Genomic DNA, 4,539 nt, shown 5'->3' with positions numbered 1-4,539 from the left:
GAGATCTCCAAGAACAACGACGACTGGGCCGTCAACACCAACGGCGTCATCATGCGTTTCGACGACGCCATCGAACCCGATCAGATCGAGGTCACCAAGGCCCTGCTGATCAACCACGATCCGCCGGAGCACACCCGTCTGCGCCGCCTGGTCTCCAAGGCCTTCACCCCGCGTGCGGTCAAGTCGCTGGAAGCCAAGCTCGATGCCGCGGCCCGCCGTATCGTGTCCGAGGCCGCGGCCAAGGGCACCGGCGACTTCGTCGACGACATCGCCGTCGACCTGCCGCTGCTGGCCATCGCCGACCTGCTCGGCGTGCCCGAGGAAGACCGGCGCAAGCTGTTCCACTGGTCCAACGGCATGCTCAACACCGACGATCCGGAATTCGCCGATGTCGACCCGCAGATGGCCTCGGCCGAGATCCTCGGCTACGGCTACAACATGGCCGAAACCCGGCGCAAGACCCCGACCGACGACATCGTCAGCATCCTGGTCAACGCCGACCTTGAGGGCCAGCACCTCGACGAGGCCGAGTTCGGGTTCTTCTTCATCCTGCTGACCGTGGCCGGCAACGAGACCACCCGTAATGCCATCTCGCACGGCATGAACGCCTTCTTCAACAACCCCGATCAGTGGGAGTTGTACAAGCGCGAGCGCCCGGACACCACCGCTGACGAGATCGTCCGCTGGGGTACTCCGGTCAACGCCTTCCAGCGCACTGCCAAGCGTGATCTCCAGGTCGGCGGCGTCGACATCAAGCAGGGTGAGCGTGTCGGAATGTTCTACGCCTCGGCCAACTTCGACGAAGACGTGTTCGACGATCCGTTCTCGTTCAACATCCTGCGCGACCCCAACCCGCATGTCGGCTTCGGCGGCAACGGATCTCACTTCTGCGTCGGCTCCAATCTGGCCCGGATGGAGATCAACCTGATGTTCAACGCGATCGCCGACCTCGTTCCCGACATCAGCCGCCTCGAACAGCCCAAACGCCTGCGCCACGGCTGGATCAACGGCGTCAAGGAGATGCGCGTGGACTACGGAACACAGGCGTGACCGCCTCCACCGATTCGCCCGCCTATATCGGTATCGACCGCGAGAATCATCCCGCGGTCGTTGCCGGGCGGCGTTCGCGGGAACTGGTCGCCGCCCGCGACAAGGATGGCTGGGTCGCCAATTTCGCCGCCGACGGTTCAGTGGAGGATCCGGTGGGCCCGTCCATGTTCGACCCCGACGGCACCGGCTTTCACGGTCACGAGGCGATCGCCGGATTCTGGGACAAATCGATCGCCACCACCGAAAGCATCGACTTCCGGTTCGACGAGGAGATCATCTGTGGCAACGAGGTGGCCTACATCGGCACCATCGTGACCCACATCGCCGGCCACATCACAGAATCCCGCGGAGTCTTCACCTACCGAGCCGCCCCCTACGGCAAACTCGCCGCCATCCGCGCCTTCTGGGAGGTCGAAAAAACAATGAACTCCTTCCGCAAAGCCGACTGACCTTCCGTCAGATCAGTCCAGTACGCCGTGACTGAACGCCGGGTCGAATCCGGACCGTCGAATATCGTCATCAAATTCACCGGTCCGGAATCGCTCGAGATTGGTACGGAATTCGGGAATCTTGTCTGCATACTTGATCGCGGTCATCGCCTGTTCGACGCGCCCGAGTGACCACCCGTCGGTGCTGACGATCCTTGCCAGATCATCGAAGTCGCGGCCCCGTGCCGATTCGGCGACGGCCACGCCCTTGCCGCCGACAACGTCGGAAAAGATCAGTCGAAGTCCACCGCCCGCGCGGATTTCCGGATCTTGCGAGCGTTCGTAGTACACCATGTCAACGACGATCGGTCGGTCCCCGCCGGTGCCTATAGCGATCTGCTTGCGGAAATCCTCGTTTCCGACGACGGCCGCGTCCCAGCCTCGGTCGGAGCAGACATCGAGTACTGCCGCTTGGGCGGCGATGAACGCCTCGGCGTCCCACCGATTGTTGAATGCGTCGATGTCATCGGTGTCGCGGGACACGATGTCGTAATCGATCAGCGCGGAGCCACCGGCGAGCGCGAAACCGTGCTCGGCGATCACGCTCAGGATCGCGTCCTGTATGGAGGCGAAGTCGTCCACGGTGTCAGTTCCTTCCCTCAGGGCCGGATGCAGCGTCTCCCACGCCCGACGCACCCGCGGTGGCAGCGACAGGTGCCGCCACTGTGAGACGAGTGCATCCCGGTTGATCCACTGCGACAACTGCGCGGGTGTGCTGGTCGAAGTGAGTGCAGACGAGTAGAACCGCCGGATGTCGTCGGTATCGGCGAAGTCGAGTCTCCCCGGCTGCCAGTAGAGATTGACGGGAGGGTCGTGCAGGCCATCGACCGGCCCGTCGAGCCTGTCCAGCGACGCCGCCACGTACACGTCGGGCTGGTACCGGGGTGTCCACGACGGACGCAGACGGTAGCTCGCGTGGAGCGCGGTCTGCGCGGTCGTCATTCTCCATTCTCCATTCTGCTGATGCGGATTGGACAACCGTACCGCCCGGCCACGCGGTCGGTGGTTCATGACGAGTGCGCACCGGCATATCGATAGCCTTTCGGTAAGGTGCATCGTCATGTAAGAGTTGACGGTATGGCCACACGTTCCGTCACCGACAGCGTCTCGGGCGCACCGGCACCCGTCTCCCGTCGCGGCGTCATCGGGACCGACGAGATCGGCGGCCTCTGGGACCTCGTCGAACAGTCCGCGCAGCTCCGCCCCGAACTGGTGATTCTCGCCGACGACCACGGACGGAGTCTCACCGCGGCGCAGTTCCGCGATGCGGCAGAGAATGCGGCGGCGGGCCTCGCCGAACGCGGTGTGGCGGCCGGTGACGTGGTGAGCTGGCAGCTGCCGACGACTCTCGAAGCCGCCGTCCTCATGGCGGCATGTGCACGGCTGGGAGCGGTGCAGAACCCGATCATCGCGCTACTGCGTGAGCGTGAAGTCGAGTTCATGCTCGAACAGGTCGGCACCACTCTGCTCATCGTGCCGGAGTCATGGAAAGGCTATCGGCACGCCGACATCGCCGACGCGTTCATCGTCCGTCACCCCGACCGTCATGCGCTGGTACTCGACTTCGACTTCGGCTCCGTTGACGCCGGCCTGCGTATTCCGGTCGGTGATCCGGCGAAACTTCCACCACCACTGTCAGGTTCGGATGACCCGCGGGTCCGGTGGATCTACTACACCTCCGGCACCACCGCCGCACCTAAAGGTGTCAAGCACACCGACAGATCGGTGATCGCCTCCTCCAACGGCATCACCGACGGCCAGCGCACCGACACCTCGTCGGTGCTGCCCATCCCGTGGCCGCTCGCGCACATCGGCGGCGTCGCCATGCTCAGCGCCGCCCTCCGAACCGGTTGCCGTCTGGTGCTTTTCGACACCTGGGACCCGGCGGTCACCCCGTACCGGATGGCCGCGCACGGCGGCACCAATCTCGGTTCGGCGATGCCTTTCTTCCACGCTTACATCGCAGCCCAGCGAGCCCACGGTAATTCGCAGCTGTTCCCGAACCTGCGCGGCTTCATCGCCGGCGGCGCACCCACACCGCAAGAGGTGCAACGTGAACTCCGGGAGGTGTTCGGGGTCAACGGTGCGGTCGTCGACGCCTGGGGTATGACGGAGTTCCCCGTCGCCACCAGCCAGAGCTTCGACGACCCCGACGTCGGCCGGTCCGTCGGCCCGCCCATGCCCGGAGTACAGGTCCGTATAGTCGACGGCGAGCTCAGACTCAAAGGCCCACAACTGTTCTCCGGCTACATCGACGAATCCCTCAACACCGGGGCACTCGACGACGACGGCTGGCTGTGCACCGGCGACCTCGGATCCATCGACGACCTCGGACACATCCACATCGACGGCCGTCGCAAGGACATCATCATCCGCAACGCCGAAAACATCTCCGCCGGCGAGGTCGAAGAGGTCATCCTCACCCACCCCGCCGTCGCCGACGCCAGCGTCATCGGCCTACCTGACTCCCGTACCGGTGAACGCACCTGCGCCATAGTGGTTCTCGCCCCCGGCTCCGAGCTCACCCTGGACGCCCTGAGTACCTACTGCCACACCGCCGGCCTGGCCCGCTTCAAATGCCCCGAACAGCTGGAGTTCACAGACACCCTCCCACGCCTGCCCATGGGCAAGGTCAACAAAACCGCCCTCCGCGAACGGTTCTCACCGGTTGGGAGCCCCATCTCGCCGGACTCTTCGTGACGAGTCGGCTCGCAAGCTCGCGCGACCCTCCTCAGGGATCAAGAAGCCACCCACGACCACACATCTTGATCGTTGATGGTGACCACACATCTTGTCGTGCTTGTTGATGGTGACCATACATCTTGATCCCTGAGGCCGAAGCGACGAAGGAGCGAGGGACGCGTTGGGTCCGGCGACCATCCACGCATGTTGTAACCACCTCGAACGAATCAATGCGAAGGCTTGTCCGCCCCCACTGTGATACCGAGATCGTGGGGGCGGACAAACTGAATCATCAATGCGAAGGCTTGTCCGCCCCCAC

At 64.1% G+C, this 4,539-nt stretch carries 4 protein-coding genes; 3 read left to right on the top strand and 1 reads right to left on the bottom strand.

Annotation, left to right across the window (positions count from 1 at the left end):
• Positions 1–1,050, top strand: a 1,050-nt coding sequence (locus tag Q0627_RS17785; RefSeq protein WP_298811747.1) for a cytochrome P450, incomplete at its 5' end; no start/stop codon positions are given.
• Positions 1,047–1,499 (top strand): nuclear transport factor 2 family protein, encoded by a 453-nt coding sequence (locus tag Q0627_RS17780; protein ID WP_298811745.1) that lies wholly within the window; start codon positions 1,047–1,049, stop codon positions 1,497–1,499. The genes Q0627_RS17785 and Q0627_RS17780, both read left to right, overlap by 4 nt.
• A gap of 12 nt (positions 1,500–1,511) precedes the next feature.
• Here Q0627_RS17780 and Q0627_RS17775 read toward each other — a convergent pair whose 3' ends face one another.
• Entirely contained in the window at positions 1,512–2,480 is a 969-nt protein-coding gene (locus Q0627_RS17775; protein ID WP_291018107.1) for a hypothetical protein, read from the bottom strand.
• A 135-nt stretch (positions 2,481–2,615) separates the two neighbouring features.
• Here Q0627_RS17775 and Q0627_RS17770 point away from each other — a divergent pair, with 135 nt between their 5' ends.
• Entirely contained in the window at positions 2,616–4,238 is a 1,623-nt protein-coding gene (locus tag Q0627_RS17770; protein ID WP_298811743.1) for a class I adenylate-forming enzyme family protein, read from the top strand.
• The last annotated feature ends 301 nt before the right edge of the window (positions 4,239–4,539 follow it).

The sequence above is a fragment of the uncultured Gordonia sp. genome (genome assembly GCF_937858515.1).
Classification (GTDB): domain Bacteria; phylum Actinomycetota; class Actinomycetes; order Mycobacteriales; family Mycobacteriaceae; genus Gordonia.
Note: the sequence above shows the minus strand (reverse complement) of the source record. Positions and strands in the feature narration are given on the sequence as shown.

Excerpts from the sequence above, each read along its gene's own strand:
- Q0627_RS17775 (WP_291018107.1), bottom strand. The coding sequence starts at position 2,480 with ATGACGACCGCGCAGACCGCGCTCCACGCGAGCTACCGTCTGCGTCCG.
- Q0627_RS17770 (WP_298811743.1), top strand. The coding sequence starts at position 2,616 with ATGGCCACACGTTCCGTCACCGACAGCGTCTCGGGCGCACCGGCACCC.